The organism is Marivirga sp. (assembly GCF_035704835.1).
GTDB lineage: Bacteria > Bacteroidota > Bacteroidia > Cytophagales > Cyclobacteriaceae > Marivirga.
In genome coordinates this window covers 1-17145 of the sequence record NZ_DASSWQ010000090.1, presented here as the reverse complement: position 1 = coordinate 17145, position 17145 = coordinate 1, and the positions used below count along the sequence as shown (strand labels likewise).

Sequence of the window (17145 nt, the reverse complement as noted above, 5' to 3'; positions counted from 1 at the left end):
GATAGCTGAAAATATATTTGAAATACAGGCTATAATGCCTGTTAGTGGTAAAAGAATTAAGAAGACTCTCCTCTTAACCCAAGAACAAAAGTATTTAGCTGAGCTATTTAATTTTGGGTGTTAAAATGCGGAAGTCAGGAGCTTAATTTATAGTTAACTAAAATAGAAAAGCCGAATTAGAATTATCTGATTCGGCTTTTTTTATGCTTCATGATTTTTGACAATTTTTTATTTCAATGTCGTTTAGTGAAGCTTTATTTCAGGCTTCAAGCACAATCCTTCTCCGATTGGAGTAAAAGAAGCCAGCCAAAAGGCTGGTCTGCCTTTTGGCTGAGAGGATCGCAATAACTAAACGACATTTATTTTTATTTTAAGAATTTCGCAAAATTTTTTCCATTTTTTTACCTTTTGCTAATTCATCTACGAGTTTATCTAAGTATCTCACCTTTCGTGTTAATTCATTTTCAATATTCTCTATCCTGTAGCCACAAATGGTTCCGGTAATTAGTTTGGCATTAGGGTTTACATTCGCCCTTTCAAAAAAATCTTTGAAGCTGACATTCTCTTCTATAAGGATTGCCTGATGTTTTTGATTAAAACCAGTTAGCCATTCAATTACTTTAGTTAACTCTTCTACCGTTCTATTTTTTTTCTCTACTTTAGTTAGGTAGTGTGGATACACTGAAGCGAAAGTCATGTTGGCTATTTTTTCATCGTGCCGCTTAGTAGTAGTCATTCTATTGCGTTTTAAATAATCGTATTTATATAATCTTCTGTAAAAAATACTGATGATTTAAAAACCTGCTGAAGCTATAAATTCTAAGATAATATTCTTTAATTATTCTATTTTATCAATATAGGAAGTATAATAATTATAAGAATTTAATCTAAACCAAGAACTCTTTCAAGTCAGCTATCTTGATGTTGCCTTCGTAATAAGCTTTACCGAAGATTACTGCAAATATTCCCATGTCGTTGAGCTTGCGGATGTCATCCACATTACGAACTCCACCACTTGCTAATACGCAGATATCAGGAAACTCATCTATAATCCTTTGATATAAATCGAAAGCAGGGCCAGATAATGAACCTTCTTTGCTAATATCAGTGGTTTTTACATACTTTAATCCTCTATCGTAGAAATAGCGGATATGTTCTAAGATGTCAATATCTGTGTTCTGCATCCACCCTTTATAGGCAATTTTGCCATTTAAAGCATCAGCTCCTAAGGTGATTTTCTCACGGCCATATGAAACAATCCATGAAGCAAATAATTCTTTTCTTTCAACAGCTATACTGGCAGCTGTGATATAATTTGCACCATATTCGTATGCCTTGCTAATATCTCCGTCCGTATTAATTCCGCCTGTGAAATCAAGCTCCAAATCAGTGTAGCCATGAATGGCTTCTAAAATATGATAATTTACGGGTGAACCTCTATGAGCACCATCCAAATCCACAATATGAACCACTTTAATTCCATTATCTTCTAGTTTTCTAGCAACGTCAATTGGGGAATCATCATATACTTTTGCACCCTTAATGTTTGCACCTTCAACTCTGATGATTTTACCGTCTTTAATGGCGATGGATGGAATAATTTGAATCATAATTAACTGGTTTTAAGAGTATGATATTATAAAAAGTTGGTGAATTTGCAAACCTCTGACTTATTAAATTCTAAAAAAGCATTAGAGGGCTTTGAAGTTACATTTTAAAATGGAATTTACAAAAGAATAGGTCATAGAAAAATTCATTTGTTTCAAAATGAAATCACGCTATTAACCGTGTTAAAAGCTAATTTTAAAATAATTTCTATGTAATTTTGAATATGTTATGACACATTACGAAAAGCAAATATTTGACAGAATAAGTCGTTTTGTTCCTGAAAAATCGATAGATATGGCTTTCGATTTATGGAAAGAAAAACCTTTCCGATTTGTAATTGCGAAGGCTAGAAATAGTAAGCTTGGGGATTTCAGAAAAAAGCCAAATGAAGATTTTGCGATTATTACTGTTAATGAAAATCTTAACCCTTTCTCTTTCTTAATAACGTATGTGCATGAAGTAGCACATCACTGGGTTTTTGAAAAATATAAAGGTCGGGTTTCCCCACATGGAAAGGAGTGGAAAAATGCTTTTAAAGAATTGATGAGACCTTTTCAAGTCTTAGATATTTTTCCCGAGCAAATTCTTAAAGCCTTAAATATTTATATGATTAACCCCAAGGCAGCCTCTCTTTCAGATATTCGATTAGCCAGCGCTTTAAAAAAATATGACCCGATTAATCCTGATGAGATGAGCTTATTGGAATTAAAGCAGGGGCAAAAATTTATGCTAGAAAACAGGCTTTTTGAAAAACAAGAAACGCGCAGAACGCGAGTTAGGTGCAAAGAAGTAAAGTCTGGAAAATATTATTTAGTCCATAAAATGGCGATGATTATTCCAGAATAAAGCGTTAGAAATCCAACCTCTTCATCACATGCTCTTCCACTCGTGCACAAAAAACTTGTGGTTTTAAAGTTCTCCAATTAAGATGTTCAAATTGTCCACCACAATTAATATAAGTGTCTACATTAAATTGTGCCCACTCCTCTAGGATGAAATCACGGAAGTTTACGCCAACTATCCAACCATTTTCCACTTCATCAAACCATTCGGCATAATACTCATCATCCGAGCCATGAAAATTAAGAATGTTTTCCCCAATTAGGATGTATTTATTAATTCCTTGCAATAGCATATGTTCTATGATATTTCTTTTCAAGTGCATGATATCATTATGCAAGGTATCATTCCATTCACCAATCATTTCTATTACAGCTATTCCATCATCATAGTTGGCATAAAGAATCTTGATGTATAAGGTTTCTGATCCAATACCATCCCAGGCCGGGTCAATGTAATACCCGTAAATCGTATCGGTGTAGAGCTCATAATTATATTCTTTTCCGTAAAAAGGAGAGAGCTCATCAGAAGAGGAATCATAATATTTCAGCCAGTTGTAGTAAGGTTCAATGTGATGCATTTGGCAGTAATAATTTTAGATTTTGAGTAGTAAGTTCTAAGAAGGCGATTTAGGGTAAAAAAGTTTTATAATACCTTAATTAGTTTTCCCAGCTTCTACCGCCTTCCGAACAGATCCATATTTTAGCAATAACTTTTTCGCATCTTCATATGCAATCATAAGTTCATTCATGATCATTTTCGTACCCCTGTCTACCAACTTATCATTGCTTAGTTGCATATCCACCATTTTGTTGCCTTTGACATGACCTAATTGAATCATGGCTGTAGTAGAAATCATATTTAATACCATTTTCTGTGCAGTTCCTGCTTTCATTCTGGTACTTCCGGTCACAAATTCTGGTCCTACTGGGACTTCAATAGGGAAATTTGAGACATTTACTACTTCCGAATTAGGATTACAGGTAATACAAGCAGTTTTGATTCCTTTTTCCTGAGCTATTTTTAATCCACCAATTACATAAGGCGTTCTTCCGGAAGCGGCAATTCCAATCAGAAAATCCTTTTTAGATATGTTGTATTCTTGCAAGTCTTTCCAAGCTTGAGAAGTGTCATCTTCAGCAAATTCCACGGCTTTACGGATCGCATTATCTCCTCCTGCTATTAAGCCAATAACCTTGTCAAAACCCACCCCAAAGGTTGGAGGGCATTCAGAAGCATCTAGTATTCCTAATCGTCCGCTTGTTCCTGCTCCGATGTAAAACAATCGACCTCCAGCTTTCATTTTTTCTACTATGGTCTCCAATGCTTTTTCAATTTGCGGAATTGCTTTTTGAACAGCTAAGGCTACAGATTGGTCTTCTTGATTAATGCCCTGCAACAGTTCAATCGTTGAAAGATTTTCTAAATTATTAAAATTTGATTCTGATTCGGTAATGCTCATGACTGCTGATTTTTATGATAAAGAGTTAAGCCAGCTATTGGGCTTTCCATAAAATTGCCTGCTTGTAAATTATGATGTTTTAAAACCATTCTCATAATTGAGTTAGCATGGAAGGCAACTCCCCCTACGAAATGGATAGGTAAATTTTTATTTTCGTTAAATTTCAAAACGGATTTTTCTAGAAATAGCTGAAAGGATTTTGAAATAAGCTCAAAAAATAGCTTTTCTTTCTGATGAAATAAGGCAAACTGGAAAAACTGTGCTAAAAATCGGTTGGGGTAGGGCTTTTGGTAAATCTGCTCCAAAGCATTTTCCAAATTGATATCAGGAAATGAAATCCTAAATTCTTTGGCTAGTTGAGGAGGCATTTCATTTTCTAAAAAGGCCTTTAAGGTCAATTTTCCAATATAAGCACCGCTTCCCTCATCCCCTAAAGTGTATCCTAGAGAAGTCATTCTTTCGATTATATTTTTCCCGTCATAAAGACACGCATTAGCCCCAGTTCCTAAGATACAAACAATACCCTCATTTGTATCACAGCTTGCCCTTGCAGCGGCTAACATGTCGTCTTCAATGAAAATTTGATTACAATTGAAAAAATCTGAAAAGACGGATTTTAATTTGTCTTTATTTTTTTGCTGACCACATCCAGCTCCATAGAAATTGATTTCATTTATTTCTTGTAGTTGCCTATCCTTAAAATCAATTTTTAAACCATCAAATAGTTCTTTTTCCGAAATTAAGTAGGGGTTTATCCCATTTGTTTTCAATTGTTGGATAGAATTGTCGTCATTTATAAAGCGCCAATCTGTTTTGCTCGAACCGCTATCTGCTATAAGCTGCATTTAATCTTTATAATTATTTTGCTGTGTAAATTTAACATGAACTGAAATTTATATAACTTAGGAATTAAATAATACTTAAAGTTGTGAAAAAAAGTAAACTGTTAGGGCTATTGGGACTAGATAAAATTATAGAATCATTACAAAAATTGCTAGAAGTACGTATAGCAATGATTAGAGCGGAGATAGAAGAAAAAATTGCAGAAAAATTAGCTAAGCTTTTACCTTTATTATTGGTAGTTACAACCATGAGCTTTGTGATTTTATTTGGCAGTTTAACATTAGCTTTTTATCTGACCGAAATTATGGAAAGCTATGTCTATGGTTTCGGGATAGTATCATTAGTTTATTTAGTATTGACAATTATACTCTATTTATTAAAAGATAGAAAAGCTCTAAAAAAAGTATTTAGTGATTCCATTAACAAATCAAATAAACAAGAGTAATTTTAATTTTTAAATTAAAGAAGCATGAGTAATCAAGAAAAGCTGTTAGAAAGGAGCAAGAAATATGAACAGGATTTGTCTGAGCAATTAAATGAATATTCAGGTAAAGCTCAAAAAATCGGAAAAAATGCTTTAATGATAGCAGGAGGAGTGTTTTTGGCGTATCAGGCTGTTAAATTAGTAACTGGAGGCGGCAAAAAAAGCCGTAGTTCCAAAGTATATAAAGAAGTATCAGAAGATGAGAGTGAATATGATGATTCACCTCGAATAGTAATACGAAGAGAAGAAAGTAGTGGAGGCGGAATTGTTACATTGCTGAAAGCAGAATTAGGTGGGATTTTGGTTGCAATTGCCAGAGATAAAATCTTGGAGTTTTTAAGTCAATTGGAAAATAGAAAATCTAATGACCGAGAAGAAGAAGCTTAAGCATCTCATGACCCAGAAGGCAAATGGACAAAAATTCTTTGCCTTACTCATTGACCCTGATAAAGTACATGATAGAGCTTCACTACAACGATTGGTCAATATGGCAATCGAAAATGAAGTTGATTTTTTCTTTGTTGGAGGGAGCTTGATAGTCTCTGATTTTCTAAGTAGTTGCATTTCAGATATAAAATCAGCGACTGATATTCCAGTAATTCTTTTTCCTGGCAACAACCAATATATTGATTTACAATCTGATGCTATTCTTTACCTTTCATTAATTTCAGGTCGAAATCCTGATTTATTGATAGGCCAGCACGTGTTGTCAGCTCCTATTTTAAAGCGAAGTAATATGGAAGTTTGGCCAACAGGCTATATGTTGATTGATGGTGGCAATAAAACTTCCGTTTCATACATGAGTAATACCAATCCGATTCCTCACGATAAAAGCGATATAGCCGTTAGCACAGCTATTGCAGGTGAATTGTTAGGGCTTCAACTGATATATATGGATGCAGGAAGCGGGGCGGATAAAATGATTAGTGAAAAAATGATTGCTTCCGTTAAAAGAGCAATTGATATTCCCTTAATAGTAGGGGGAGGTATTAATTCTGTTGGGAAAGCAAAAAGCGCCTGGAAGTCAGGCGCTGATGTGGTTGTTGTGGGTAATGCCATAGAGCAAAACCCACAATTATTGATAGAAATGACTGAAGCAAAAATATTGCTTAATCAACAATTAAACGTTCATTAAAGATTCCCTTCTTCTCATTTTTCCAGCTGGGATTCCGAACATCATTTTAAATCTTCTGCAGAAATAAGCGGTATCTTTATAACCTACTTCATGTCCGATATCTCTGATACTCTTTTTCGAAGTTCTTAATAAGGTCACTGCTTCTTCCATTCGCTGATACTCAATATAATCCTGAGGATTAATACCAGTTAGCATCTTGAAATATTGTCCAACATAATCTTCTGATACGCTAGCTACTTCCGCTAGTTTTTTATTAGATAAATCGCCACCTAAATGCTCATTAATGTAATTGAAAATATCAATTAATCGAGGATCTTTAAAATAAGTACTATTAGTGGCTAATTGCTCCACAAATAATTTATTACGAACAATATGTCTAAATAATTCAACTAATAAATATTCAGTTAAAATTTTAACCATTCGATCCGAACCAGGTTCTTCACTTTTAAGCTCTTCAAAAACCTTATCATGTAAAGACTTGATTGTGTCATTACTAAAGATAAAAGGAGGAATATCAAGAGAAGCAAAGAAGTTTACTGAATCAAAAACTTTGGCTTCAAATGAAATATAACTAAAACTATCTCCACCTTCATGTAACAATTGATCGTGACTGATGGAATTAAAATATTCAGATTTTCCAGTTATGAACTTATCATTACTAATAGTTTCAATTTGGCTTCCTCTTCCATAAGTAATTTGATGTGCCTTTCCTCCAGGAATAAAAGCAAAATCTCCTTCTTTTGCTAAAAGTTTTTCTTCCCCCAAAAGCACCTCTCCTTTATTAACCCAAATAACCTTGTTTTCTACTTCGTAGAGGTTATTTACAGTTACAGGTTTTTGTATTTTGATATTTTTTGCTTTGACGAATTTAACGCCCAAAGACTCAATGATTTTATTATAATCTTCCATTTTCTTGTTTTATGAATGGATTAACTTTAAAAAGTAAAATAGTAGTTTTAAATAATTGTATAAATCTAATGAATAATAGCTTTATATCAAAACAAATAAAAAACGCACAACCTATATATGAATGTAAGGTTGTGCGTAATAACGAGACTTTTATTGAATTATTTGAAGATCTGATAAGTCAAATCTTAATAACTTTGTAAATAAATATTTTACTTCAAAATATTTCTTGAAATAACAATTTTTTGTATCTCAGAAGTACCCTCATATATCTGAGTGATCTTAGCATCACGCATTAATCGCTCCACGTGATATTCTTTAACGAAACCATAGCCTCCATGAACCTGAACAGCTTCCACTGTGGTATCCATCGCAACTTGAGAAGCGTATAATTTTGCCATAGCGCTAGCTTGTGAGAAATCTTGTTTTTGATCTTTTAACCAAGCAGCTTTTAAGCATAACAATCTAGCAGTTTCAATTTCAGTAGCCATATCCGCTAATTTGAAGGCAATTGCTTGATGTTGGCTAATTTCTTTACCAAATGCTTTTCTTTCTTTTGAATATTTCAAAGCCAGTTCGTAAGCTCCCGAGGCAATTCCTAATGCTTGCGCGGCAATTCCAATTCTACCACCGTTCAATGTAGCCATTGCGAAATTAAAGCCGAATCCATCTTCACCAATTCTGTTTTCCTTAGGAACTTTCATGTCCTGGAACATTAAAGAATGAGTATCTGATCCTCTAATGCCTAATTTCTCTTCTTTTTTCCCTACTACAAAACCTTCAGTTTCTCTTTCTACTATCAAGGCATTGATTCCTTTGTGACCTTTTTCTTTGTCGGTTTGGGCAATTACCAAATAAACTGAGGCACTATTACCGTTTGTTATCCAGTTTTTAGTTCCGTTTACCAAATAGTAATCACCTTTATCTTCTGCTGTTGTTCTTTGAGAGGTAGCATCAGAACCAGCTTCTGGTTCAGAAAGACAGAAAGCACCTATAATTTCACCAGTGGCTAATCTCTTAAGATATTTTTCTTTTTGCGCTTCTGTTCCGAATTTTTCCAATCCCCAGCAAACCAATGAATTGTTTACGGACATTGCAACTGAGGCTGAACTATCAATTTTGGAAATTTCTTCCATTGCCAATACGTAGGAAATCGTGTCCATTCCACCACCATTGTATTTAGGGTCCACCATCATTCCCATGAATCCTAATTCTCCCATTTTTTTAATCTGCTCAGCAGGGAATTTTTCGTGAGTATCTCTTTCGATGACTCCAGGTAATAAATCGTTTTGTGCAAAATCTCTTGCAGCAGCTTGAACCGCTAACTGCTCTTCTGTGAGTTGAAAATCCATTTATTAATTATTTTTTGTCGTTTCATTGCAAAAACAGAATGTTCTCGCAAAAGTTTTGCAAATATAGGAAAAATCCATTAATCACGTCCGCCTAGAAACATCATGATGTAATATAACAATGTAACTAATGAAGCAATTGCTGCAACTAAATAAGTTCTAGCTGCCCATTTCAATGAATCTTTTGCCATATCATGTTCTTGAGGTGTAGTAACACCAGAAGTGGTCATCCATGCTAAACCTCTTTTGCTTGCATCATATTCTACTGGTAAAGTGATAAATGCAAATAGTGTAAAAACAGTGTAGCATCCTATAATCACCATCATAGCTAATTCATAGCTAATAATGCCTTGTAGGAAAATTGCTCCAAAAAACATCGCCATGAAAACAAAGTTGATGATTTTGGCACTTACATTTTGTAGTGGCACCAATGCCGAACGCAATTCTAAGAATGAATAAGCTTTTGCATGTTGAACTGCATGACCAACCTCGTGAGCAGCTACTGCAACTGCTGCTGCAGAACGGTTATTATAAACATCTGAACTTAAGTTGACAGTTTTATTTGATGGATTATAATGGTCAGTAAGTTGTCCTTCAACAGACATTACTTTTACGTCATAAATCCCATTGTCTTTCAACATTTTTTCAGCAGCTTCCCTGCCTGATATACCTGAACTCAAAGCTATTTTAGAGTATTTTTTAAACTTACTCTTCAACTTGGATTGCACAGCATAACTAATGATGGCAAATCCGATAATGATTACGATTAGGAACATTTTATTATTGATTTATTTTATTGATAATATTGGTGGTGGAATAGCCCTTTACTAATTCAATTGTCTCGACTTTTCCACCATTTTGCATTACGATATCTGCGCCTACAATGTTGCTGACTTCATAGTCACTACCTTTTACCAAAACATCAGGTATGAGCTGTTTAATCAAAGATAATGGAGTTTCTTCAAAGAAAAACACTACTGCATCTACAAATGATAAAGCTGCAATGATTCTCGCTCTTGCTTGTTCATTATTTATAGGTCGGCTAGGGCCTTTTAATTTACTAACAGAGGCATCAGTGTTTAATGCTACTATCAATTTAGCGCCTTTAGCAGCAGCTTTTTCTAAATAATCCACATGGCCTAAGTGTAAAATATCAAAACAACCATTTGTAAACACTACTTTTTGGTCATTCCATCCTTGTCTTTTTTTAATCAAAGCTTCTAAGCTTAATATTTTATCAGCTGTTGGCATGGGCTAGATGAGAATTTCTTTTTGGAATAATCATACTTATAAATAAAGATACTGAACCAACTCCTATGATTGCAATGGAATTGGTAGTATGTAAAACGAAAGCAAAAATGATTCCGTCTTTTTCTGCTACTCCATAAAGTAAAAGTCCTGCACTAATCAAATAGTGAAATGCACCTATTCCGCCTTGAACTGGAGTGGCCATTCCAATTCCTCCTAACACTAATAAAATAAATCCTGCTGATAAACTTAAATTAGCTGTTGGTTCCATACTGAAGAACACCACATAAGTCATAAAGTAATAACAAATCCAGATGCCCAAAGTTGCAATCCAGAATAAAGCTGGAGTCTTCAATTTTTTAACCGAGGTAATTCCTTCCACTAGCTGACGTAGAAATGCTGCTAATTTATTGTAGTATTTGTTTTTCCTTAAAAATACCTGATTTCTTTTCAGAAGAATGAAAATTACAATTGCCCCAACTAAGAATGTGATTCCAATCAAAGTTAGTGCGAGAAAGCTTTCTTCTAATCCAGTCGCTTTATCCAAGAACAAATTGAGGAAGAAATCATTTAATCTTCGGAATTCAATGGCCAGTGTAAATGCAATTATTGCAAGTAAACAAATCATATCAAAAATTCTCTCCGTCACCACACTTCCAAACCCTCTACTGACAGAAACATCATCCGTGTTTTTCAAAACCCCACATCTCGAAACTTCACCCATTCTGGGCACCACGAAATTGGCTAAATAGCCTACCATTACTGCTAAGAAAGTCCTTGATGTTTTTAAATTATATCCCAGTGGTTCCAAAAGCATATTCCATCGCCAAGCCCTTAAAAGATGACTAAACATGGCTAATGCGATGGAAAGATAAATCCAATTCAGATTTGCTTTTCTAAAACTTGCCATCATCTCATTGAAATCTACATCTTTATAGAGATACCAAAATAGTAAAGCTGCTATCGCTAAGGATAATGTGTATTTAAGAAATGATTGGAGACCTTTTCTCAATGATTAGGGAAGTTTATTGTTTGCATCAGGAAATATTAATGAAGGCTTAAATGATTTTGCTTCTTCAAAATCCATTTGCGCATATCCAATGATAATGATGATATCGCCTACTTGCACTTTTCTTGCGGCTGGTCCATTCAGGCATACCATGCCAGAACCTCGCTCTCCTTTAATGACATAAGTTTCCAATCGTTCACCATTGTTGATGTTTACAATCTGGACTTTTTCATTTTCTATAAGGTTAGAGGCTTCCATCAAATTTTGGTCGATGGTAATGCTTCCAACATAGTGCAATTCTGCCTGAGTAACTCTTACTCTGTGAATTTTTGATTTACAAACTTCAATTAACATACTATACTCTTCAAATTGGGTGCGAAGTTATGAAATTAAATACATGTTATCTATTAATCTCACATTTCCTATAAACCCTGCAATGCAGAGAACGGTATCTGCCTCCAAGTAGTTCTTTGTTTTTGAATGTAGATCTTTATCATTTACTATTTCAAAATATTCTAATTGTGCTCGATGATTGCTAAAGAGCGATTTTACGATTTCTTTGGCGTTTTCAGCCGAATGGTTTTGTTTTAAGATTAATTTAGCCTCAGACAATGCCTTATAAAATATTTGGGCTTCATGTCTTTCTTCTTTGCTTAAACGCTCATTTCTTGAGGACATTGCCAAACCATTTGGCTCTCTTTTAATGGCAACTGGCACAATTTCTAAATTGAAAAACAATTCTTCTACCAGTTTTTTGATAATGGTTAATTGTTGCAAATCTTTTTGACCAAAAAACGCATAGTTTGGTTGAACAATATTAAAAAGTTTTGATACGATTAAAGCTACTCCGCTAAAATGGCCCGGTCTGAATTTCCCTTCCATTACCTTGTCTAAATCACCAAAATCAAATTTAATAGTATTTCTGCCCGCATACATCACATCATCAGAAGGTAGAAAAAGAACATCACATCCATTATTTTCTAATAAGCTTTTATCAGTTTCAACATTACGAGGATACTGTTTCAAGTCATCCTGATTAGTAAACTGAGTGGGGTTAACATAAATACTACAAACCACAATGTCCGCCTTTTCTTTAGCAGCGTCAATTAAGCTCAAATGACCTTCATGTAATGCGCCCATGGTAGGCACAAACCCTATTTTTTTACCTTCTGATTTGAATTGAGAGATAAGAGCTTGTATATCAGCGATTGAGCCTGTTGATATCATAAAAAATGCGCTAAATTATAAAGTTTCAGAACAAATCTAGCTGTTTAATCAAAAAAATAATGGAAAGTGAGTAATTTTTTGTATTTTTGTACTTCGTTTATGAATTAATCAAATCCAATAAGCATATGTCAAAGCTTCGAATTCTTTACGTAGCCAATGAAATCAATCCATTTTTAAAAACATCAGAAGTAGCAGAATTTGTACGAAAGCTCCCTCAAGCCATGCAGGAAAGAGGTATGGAGATACGTATTTTAGTACCTCGCTTCGGACTAATTAACGAGCGGAAAAATAGATTACACGAGGTAGTACGCCTTTCAGGTATTAATATCTCTGTAGGAGAAGAAGAGAAACCTTTAATCATAAAGGTAGCCTCTATTCCAAATGCTAAGCTTCAGGTGTATTTTATTGATAATGAAGATTACTTCCAGCGTAAATTTGTTTTTCATGATAAGGAGAATAATTTCTATCCTGATAATGATGAAAGAGCAATATTTTTCTGCAAAGGAGCGTTGGAAACGGTTAAGAAACTTGGTTGGGCACCAGATGTAGTACATTGTAATGATTGGATGACCAGTTTGATTCCGATGTATTTAAAAACCACTTATAAAAACGATCCAATATTTAAAGATGCAAAATCTGTATTTACTGTGTATAATACAGAATTCTCTCATAAATTTGGGACAGATTTAGTGGACAAAGTGAAAATGCTTGATATTGATGATAGCATGTTGTCTAATCTAGAATCAGCCGATTATGAAGGGTTCATAAAAATCGGAGCAGAATATGCAGATGCAGTTATTAAAGCAGGTGATGAGTTTAAAGAAAACCTTGATGAATTATTTTCAACATTCGACAATGATAAGAAAGTTGACACCATTGAAAAGGGAGAAGATTTTGAAGAATCCTATTTCAACCTTTATACAGAATTGGCAGGTTAAAACTGCTACCTCAATATTTACAGGGCCAGCTATCCTGCTGGCCTTTTTTTTCACCTCTTGTGAAGAGCCTATAGAAGTAGAAAGTGATTTGGTTCCTGGTGGAAATAATACTGAAATCCGATATGTAGAATTTCCTTTAGAAATGAGTCATACCGCTTTCGATTCCTTAATTATCAGTAGTAATGAAGTGGAAGGTGCTAGAGGTCAAATATTTGTAGGGCATCAAAATAGCCCAGAAATTGGTGATTTTTCTGCAAGCGCGTACTTTGGTGCTATTTTAGATCAAACTTTTAATAGAGATAGTTTAACGCTTGATGCCCAAGTTATAGAAACTAGACTTAGTCTTGGTTTAAATTATTTCCATGGTGATGATTTTGACCTTCCTCAAAAGTTTATTGTATATCAGTTACAAGATACTTTAGACGTAAGCGATGACTATACAATATATGATAGTTTCGTAACAGAGGAAGTTATTTCCCTAGATACTTCTATTGTAATTAATCCTGTTGATACAATTGCGGAATTCGTACCACTAAATAATGGTTTTGGAAGTAGAGTTCTAGATTTCATTAGAATTGATGATCTTAGTGTAGAAGAATTATATAATGCTTTGAGAGGTTTTAAAATTGAAACTGAAGCTGGCACAAATAATCTTCAAGGAATGAGCATAGCTGGTGGTGATGCTTACATTGAAGTGATTTACAAAAAACCCAATGTTGATTCAGTAGAAAGTGTAATTTTAAATCTATCGGGTTCAAGTTTTAGCCATATTAATTTTAGTCCTGGTTCTTTAATTCCAACTGATTATTCCAGTAAAAAATCATTTGAATTAACCGACCCATCAAAAGCATATTTTAACAATATTATTGGCATTTCTCCACGCATTAGTTTAGCTAATTATCTATCATTTATGGATACAGTTAATTATATGCAGATTAATAAGGCAGAGCTAGTCATAAAGGATGAAAATTTTTCCATTAACAATTCTGAAAGTGTACAATTGCAACCAGCAAACAATATTGTTCCTTACATTTTAAATCAAGAAGGTGAAATTGAAAAAGAAGGGGAAGATTTTTGGGCACTTCAATCCAATTTTAATTTGAATGGTGGGTTAGCAGATCCCACTGAGGCCACTTCACCAATTAGCTTGGGTTTCGATCCTGCAAGAAATGAAATAAGAGGTGACATAAGTTTTTTCTTGCAGGAAATATATAACAATCCTTCTTTTTGGAATGAAGAAAATAGTTTTATGTTTACAGGTCAGTTTATTAGAAGAAATGAAAGACCTTTTAATGAAACTCCAATAATTAATGTGGGGAATTTCAACAATTTTTTAGTTGACAAAGAAAACATCACTTTAAGAATATATTATACCACTTTTAAATAATTTACAATATGTGTGGAATTGTAGCTTACATAGGGCATCAAAATGCTTCTGAAATAATTATTAAAGGATTAAAAAGACTTGAATATAGAGGTTATGATAGTGCTGGTATTGCACTAATGAATGACGGCCTTAAAGTATATAAAAAGCAGGGGAAGGTTTCTGAATTAGAAGCTTATTTGAAAGATAAGGATACAAAAAGCACTATAGGAATGGGTCATACCAGATGGGCTACTCATGGTGCTCCTAGTGATGAAAATGCACACCCTCATTATTCGCAAAGCGGTGATTTAGCAATTATTCATAACGGGATAATCGAAAATTATTCATCTCTTAAAACAGATTTGGAAAATAAGGGCTATACCTTTAAGAGTCAAACAGATTCTGAAGTCTTTATAAACTTCATTGAAGATATTTATAAACATAGTGATGGTTCGCTAGAGGAGGCCGTTCGTCTTGCTTTAACAAAAGTGATTGGTGCTTACGCCATAGTAATTATGTCAACGGATCATCCTAATCAGTTGATAGCAGCTCGAAAGGGGAGTCCTTTAGTAATTGGTGTAGGGAAAGATGAATTTTTCTTGGCATCAGATGCAACTCCTATTGTAGAGTATACAAATGAGGTAATCTATGTAAATGATTATGAAATTGCATTAATTAAAGATGGTGAGATAAGTATTCGAGATACAAAAGATGTTAAAACCACTCCTTATATTCAAAAAGTGGATATGGAATTGGAAGCGATTGAAAAAGGTGGGTTTGAGCATTTTATGCTGAAAGAAATTTTTGAGCAGCCAAAATCTATCAAAGATTGTTTTAGAGGAAGACTGATTGCAGATGAAGCTAAGCTTGTATTGGGTGGAATTAGAGATTATGCCAATGCTTTAGTTAATGCAGAAAGAATAGTTATTATTGCTTGCGGTACTTCTTGGCATGCAGGATTGGTTGCAGAATATATATTTGAAGAATTTTGTAGAATTCCAGTTGAAGTAGAATATGCATCAGAATTTCGTTATAGAAACCCTGTAATTAGGGAGGGTGATATTGTAATTGCAATTTCTCAATCAGGTGAAACAGCCGATACTTTAGCAGCTATGGAATTGGCAAAATCAAAGGGAGCTATTGTTTTAGGAGTTTGTAATGTGGTAGGTTCTTCCATTTCAAGAGTATCTCACGAAGGAGTTTATACCCATGCTGGCCCAGAAATAGGAGTGGCAAGTACTAAAGCTTTTACTGCTCAATTAACCGTTTTGACAATGATTGCTTTAAAAGTAGCTTTGAGAAAAGGTACAATTGCAGACCAACGCTACCGAGAAATTTTAGTTGATTTGGAGAATATTCCTAGAAAGGTTGAAGAAGCACTAAAGACAGACGAACAGGTTAAAAAAATAGCGGCTATTTATAAGGATTCGCGAAATTTCTTGTATTTAGGTAGAGGATATAACTTCCCAGTAGCATTAGAAGGAGCATTGAAGTTGAAAGAAATTTCATATATTCATGCTGAAGGTTATCCTGCTGCAGAAATGAAACACGGACCAATTGCCTTGATAGACGAGGAAATGCCAGTGGTGGTAATTGCTACTCGCGATAGTTCTTATGATAAAATTGTATCCAATATTCAAGAGGTAAAGGCAAGAAAAGGTAAAGTAATAGCAGTGGTGTCGGAAGGCGATTCCTTAATACCTGGTATGGTTGATCATACTATTGAAGTGCCAGGCACGCATGAAGTTTTGATGCCTATGGTTTCGACTATTCCGTTACAATTACTTTCTTATCACATTGCAGTAATGAGAGGATGTAACGTAGATCAGCCTCGTAATTTGGCCAAAAGTGTGACTGTAGAATAAAAATAATTTAATATTTTATTAAAATGGGGCATGTTAATAAAGTCTGGACAAAAATAATAAAGTTTGGACAAATTTATTAAAGTTTGGACACGATATAACGTTTAGTATAAAGGGGCAATAAGCCCCTTTTTTATTTTACCTATCATTTCAATCAAGACGTGAAGACTAAATTTATAAAGTTGGTTGAACAGTTAAAGTAATGTGTTGAATAAATATTAAGATTGCAGTAGGAATTTCCTAACTAAGGTTGAATTAATTTCCCAGATCCTAGACTACCTAAGAATAATTGTAGAAAAAATCTAAATATTATCCAATGGTTACTAACTTAAAAATTAGTAACTTATTTATTACTAATTTTAATATTACTAATTTATATATTAGTAATCTAAACGTTTAAAAAAAGTGTCTTGATTAGATTTAATTAAGGGGTTTAGTAACTTAGTGCTCTAAAGAAGCAAAAAATTCAGAGTATTTTACTGCTAATTTATCTAGTATTAATAATAAAGTCTTAACGGATGGGCTCCTCTGTCCTCTTTCTATTTTACCAATATAGTCTTCATGTAAATCCAAAGCAGAAGCCAAACGCTCTTGTGTCATGCCTTTTTCCTTTCTTAACTGAGCTAATTTTTGTCCTATTTCTATATTAATATCCACTTTGTAAAAGTAGATTTAAAAGAAATCTCAGAACACAGACTATTTGTGCGGATTTAAAGATTTATGCTTATATTTAGTCAGCCCTTAAAAACCCCATAATATATCCCTTTTAATGGTAAAAAATTTTGATAACAGATGAAACAGCTTTGATACATCTTTTGTAAATAGAGCCAAAGAGATGATTTCCATATGTTCATCATCCTTTTGAAGT

General features: G+C 33.9%; 20 protein-coding genes. 7 read left to right on the top strand and 13 right to left on the bottom strand.

The genetic code is table 11. From position 1 onward, the window contains the following. Positions 1-370: 370 nt before the first annotated feature. Both VFM92_RS15885 and VFM92_RS15880 read right to left on the bottom strand, forming a co-directional pair. The gene (locus tag VFM92_RS15885) at positions 371-736 is read right to left on the bottom strand and encodes a DUF2200 domain-containing protein (RefSeq protein WP_325123215.1); all 366 of its coding nucleotides are present in this window, start codon (positions 734-736) and stop codon (positions 371-373) included. Positions 737-887: 151 nt separating this feature from the next. Continuing rightward, positions 888-1610: a 1-(5-phosphoribosyl)-5-[(5-phosphoribosylamino)methylideneamino] imidazole-4-carboxamide isomerase gene (locus VFM92_RS15880; protein ID WP_325123214.1), complete on the bottom strand. Its 723-nt coding sequence runs from the start codon at positions 1608-1610 to the stop codon at positions 888-890. A 226-nt stretch (positions 1611-1836) separates the two neighbouring features. Here VFM92_RS15880 and VFM92_RS15875 point away from each other — a divergent pair, with 226 nt between their 5' ends. Next, complete coding sequence (locus tag VFM92_RS15875) at positions 1837-2454, top strand: SprT-like domain-containing protein (RefSeq protein WP_325123213.1); 618 nt, start codon at positions 1837-1839, stop codon at positions 2452-2454. Between the two features lie 4 nt (positions 2455-2458). Here VFM92_RS15875 and VFM92_RS15870 read toward each other — a convergent pair whose 3' ends face one another. The 3 genes from VFM92_RS15870 to VFM92_RS15860 form a co-directional block, all read right to left on the bottom strand. Continuing rightward, positions 2459-3028, bottom strand: coding sequence for a hypothetical protein (locus VFM92_RS15870; protein ID WP_325123212.1), 570 nt, complete (start codon positions 3026-3028; stop codon positions 2459-2461). A gap of 75 nt (positions 3029-3103) precedes the next feature. After that, complete coding sequence (gene murQ / locus VFM92_RS15865; protein WP_325123211.1) at positions 3104-3910, bottom strand: N-acetylmuramic acid 6-phosphate etherase; 807 nt, start codon at positions 3908-3910, stop codon at positions 3104-3106. Then, positions 3907-4755: an N-acetylglucosamine kinase gene (locus VFM92_RS15860; protein WP_325123210.1), complete on the bottom strand. Its 849-nt coding sequence runs from the start codon at positions 4753-4755 to the stop codon at positions 3907-3909. The genes murQ and VFM92_RS15860 overlap by 4 nt, the downstream gene beginning before the upstream one ends. A gap of 83 nt (positions 4756-4838) precedes the next feature. Here VFM92_RS15860 and VFM92_RS15855 point away from each other — a divergent pair, with 83 nt between their 5' ends. Genes VFM92_RS15855 through VFM92_RS15845 form a run of 3 tightly spaced genes read left to right on the top strand, consistent with a single transcriptional unit; the run spans position 4839 to position 6372 of the window. Further along, positions 4839-5198 (top strand): phage holin family protein, encoded by a 360-nt coding sequence (locus VFM92_RS15855; RefSeq protein WP_325123209.1) that lies wholly within the window; start codon positions 4839-4841, stop codon positions 5196-5198. Positions 5199-5222: 24 nt separating this feature from the next. Continuing rightward, the gene (locus VFM92_RS15850) at positions 5223-5624 is read left to right on the top strand and encodes a hypothetical protein (RefSeq protein ID WP_325123208.1); all 402 of its coding nucleotides are present in this window, start codon (positions 5223-5225) and stop codon (positions 5622-5624) included. A 7-nt stretch (positions 5625-5631) separates the two neighbouring features. Continuing rightward, positions 5632-6372 carry a geranylgeranylglyceryl/heptaprenylglyceryl phosphate synthase gene (locus tag VFM92_RS15845; protein WP_325123207.1) on the top strand — a complete coding sequence of 247 codons (741 nt, stop codon included), beginning with the start codon at positions 5632-5634 and terminating at the stop codon, positions 6370-6372. On the opposite strand, the gene VFM92_RS15840 is transcribed toward VFM92_RS15845, so the two are convergent. From VFM92_RS15840 to panC, 7 genes are all read right to left on the bottom strand, one after another. After that, positions 6358-7281, bottom strand: a complete 924-nt coding sequence (locus VFM92_RS15840) for an AraC family transcriptional regulator (protein WP_325123206.1) — start codon at positions 7279-7281, stop codon at positions 6358-6360. The genes VFM92_RS15845 and VFM92_RS15840 overlap by 15 nt on opposite strands. Positions 7282-7490: 209 nt before the next feature. Continuing rightward, positions 7491-8630 carry an acyl-CoA dehydrogenase gene (locus tag VFM92_RS15835; protein WP_325123205.1) on the bottom strand — a complete coding sequence of 380 codons (1140 nt, stop codon included), beginning with the start codon at positions 8628-8630 and terminating at the stop codon, positions 7491-7493. Positions 8631-8707: 77 nt separating this feature from the next. After that, the gene (locus tag VFM92_RS15830; RefSeq protein WP_325123204.1) at positions 8708-9403 is read right to left on the bottom strand and encodes a zinc metallopeptidase; all 696 of its coding nucleotides are present in this window, start codon (positions 9401-9403) and stop codon (positions 8708-8710) included. A 4-nt stretch (positions 9404-9407) separates the two neighbouring features. Then, the gene (gene rfaE2, locus VFM92_RS15825; RefSeq protein WP_325123203.1) at positions 9408-9878 is read right to left on the bottom strand and encodes a D-glycero-beta-D-manno-heptose 1-phosphate adenylyltransferase; all 471 of its coding nucleotides are present in this window, start codon (positions 9876-9878) and stop codon (positions 9408-9410) included. Next, complete coding sequence (locus tag VFM92_RS15820; protein WP_325123202.1) at positions 9865-10887, bottom strand: lysylphosphatidylglycerol synthase transmembrane domain-containing protein; 1023 nt, start codon at positions 10885-10887, stop codon at positions 9865-9867. The genes rfaE2 and VFM92_RS15820 overlap by 14 nt, the downstream gene beginning before the upstream one ends. A 3-nt stretch (positions 10888-10890) precedes the next feature. Next, positions 10891-11238, bottom strand: coding sequence for an aspartate 1-decarboxylase (panD, locus tag VFM92_RS15815; RefSeq protein WP_325123201.1), 348 nt, complete (start codon positions 11236-11238; stop codon positions 10891-10893). 27 nt (positions 11239-11265) lie between these two features. Beyond that, the gene (panC, locus tag VFM92_RS15810; protein ID WP_325123200.1) at positions 11266-12111 is read right to left on the bottom strand and encodes a pantoate--beta-alanine ligase; all 846 of its coding nucleotides are present in this window, start codon (positions 12109-12111) and stop codon (positions 11266-11268) included. A 125-nt stretch (positions 12112-12236) separates the two neighbouring features. Here panC and VFM92_RS15805 point away from each other — a divergent pair, with 125 nt between their 5' ends. The 3 genes from VFM92_RS15805 to glmS are packed head-to-tail and all read left to right on the top strand — an operon-like array spanning position 12237 to position 16280. Then, the gene (locus VFM92_RS15805; RefSeq protein ID WP_325123199.1) at positions 12237-13049 is read left to right on the top strand and encodes a glycogen/starch synthase; all 813 of its coding nucleotides are present in this window, start codon (positions 12237-12239) and stop codon (positions 13047-13049) included. Further along, entirely contained in the window at positions 12967-14436 is a 1470-nt protein-coding gene (locus VFM92_RS15800; protein ID WP_325123198.1) for a hypothetical protein, read from the top strand. Before VFM92_RS15805 ends, VFM92_RS15800 begins: the two co-directional genes overlap by 83 nt. A gap of 8 nt (positions 14437-14444) precedes the next feature. Beyond that, entirely contained in the window at positions 14445-16280 is a 1836-nt protein-coding gene (gene glmS / locus VFM92_RS15795) for a glutamine--fructose-6-phosphate transaminase (isomerizing) (RefSeq protein WP_325123197.1), read from the top strand. Between the two features lie 438 nt (positions 16281-16718). Here glmS and VFM92_RS15790 read toward each other — a convergent pair whose 3' ends face one another. Beyond that, the gene (locus VFM92_RS15790) at positions 16719-16934 is read right to left on the bottom strand and encodes a helix-turn-helix transcriptional regulator (RefSeq protein ID WP_325123196.1); all 216 of its coding nucleotides are present in this window, start codon (positions 16932-16934) and stop codon (positions 16719-16721) included. Positions 16935-17145: the final 211 nt, after the last annotated feature.

What these genes read in the sequence shown, in the direction of transcription:
- murQ (WP_325123211.1), bottom strand. Translation starts at nt 3,910, where the DNA reads ATGAGCATTACCGAATCAGAATCAAATTTTAATAATTTAGAAAATCTT.
- glmS (WP_325123197.1), top strand. Translation starts at nt 14,445, where the DNA reads ATGTGTGGAATTGTAGCTTACATAGGGCATCAAAATGCTTCTGAAATA.
- VFM92_RS15840 (WP_325123206.1), bottom strand. Translation starts at nt 7,281, where the DNA reads ATGGAAGATTATAATAAAATCATTGAGTCTTTGGGCGTTAAATTCGTC.
- VFM92_RS15875 (WP_325123213.1), top strand. Translation starts at nt 1,837, where the DNA reads ATGACACATTACGAAAAGCAAATATTTGACAGAATAAGTCGTTTTGTT.
- VFM92_RS15885 (WP_325123215.1), bottom strand. Translation starts at nt 736, where the DNA reads ATGACTACTACTAAGCGGCACGATGAAAAAATAGCCAACATGACTTTC.
- VFM92_RS15800 (WP_325123198.1), top strand. Translation starts at nt 12,967, where the DNA reads ATGATAAGAAAGTTGACACCATTGAAAAGGGAGAAGATTTTGAAGAAT.
- VFM92_RS15835 (WP_325123205.1), bottom strand. Translation starts at nt 8,630, where the DNA reads ATGGATTTTCAACTCACAGAAGAGCAGTTAGCGGTTCAAGCTGCTGCA.
- rfaE2 (WP_325123203.1), bottom strand. Translation starts at nt 9,878, where the DNA reads ATGCCAACAGCTGATAAAATATTAAGCTTAGAAGCTTTGATTAAAAAA.
- VFM92_RS15845 (WP_325123207.1), top strand. Translation starts at nt 5,632, where the DNA reads ATGACCCAGAAGGCAAATGGACAAAAATTCTTTGCCTTACTCATTGAC.
- VFM92_RS15805 (WP_325123199.1), top strand. Translation starts at nt 12,237, where the DNA reads ATGTCAAAGCTTCGAATTCTTTACGTAGCCAATGAAATCAATCCATTT.
- VFM92_RS15830 (WP_325123204.1), bottom strand. Translation starts at nt 9,403, where the DNA reads ATGTTCCTAATCGTAATCATTATCGGATTTGCCATCATTAGTTATGCT.
- panD (WP_325123201.1), bottom strand. Translation starts at nt 11,238, where the DNA reads ATGTTAATTGAAGTTTGTAAATCAAAAATTCACAGAGTAAGAGTTACT.
- panC (WP_325123200.1), bottom strand. Translation starts at nt 12,111, where the DNA reads ATGATATCAACAGGCTCAATCGCTGATATACAAGCTCTTATCTCTCAA.
- VFM92_RS15860 (WP_325123210.1), bottom strand. Translation starts at nt 4,755, where the DNA reads ATGCAGCTTATAGCAGATAGCGGTTCGAGCAAAACAGATTGGCGCTTT.
- VFM92_RS15870 (WP_325123212.1), bottom strand. Translation starts at nt 3,028, where the DNA reads ATGCATCACATTGAACCTTACTACAACTGGCTGAAATATTATGATTCC.
- VFM92_RS15850 (WP_325123208.1), top strand. Translation starts at nt 5,223, where the DNA reads ATGAGTAATCAAGAAAAGCTGTTAGAAAGGAGCAAGAAATATGAACAG.
- VFM92_RS15880 (WP_325123214.1), bottom strand. Translation starts at nt 1,610, where the DNA reads ATGATTCAAATTATTCCATCCATCGCCATTAAAGACGGTAAAATCATC.